Here is a 275-nt window from a genome sequence, read left to right on the forward strand (position 1 = left end):
TGCATCGCGCAAAAGAGCATGCCGATAGCCCCGAGGCACGCATTCAGGAAATGGCCTACGCGTATTGGCGATTTGCGGCTAGTCAAACCGCTTATTACCGCATCATGTTTAGCTTGGGCATTCCCCATTGCGAAACCGTTAATAGTGTGGTGGAAATGAAACAGATGTCGACCCTGATGTTCGAAGCCATTGCCGATTTAGCGAAAACATACCAACAGCCAGACATCCACTTGAAGCTGAAGACGTTTTGGTCCATGCTGCATGGCTTTATATCG

Annotated in this window: 1 protein-coding gene; it reads left to right on the forward strand. The window is 49.1% G+C overall.

Annotated features, from left to right (window positions below):
• Positions 1-275 (forward strand): TetR-like C-terminal domain-containing protein (locus tag KVS71_RS17425; protein ID WP_217585150.1); only part of this gene is annotated, 275 nt, incomplete at both ends.

Origin of the sequence: Microbacterium sp. GbtcB4, assembly GCF_019091465.1 — a bacterium.
GTDB lineage: Bacteria > Actinomycetota > Actinomycetes > Actinomycetales > Microbacteriaceae > Microbacterium > Microbacterium paraoxydans.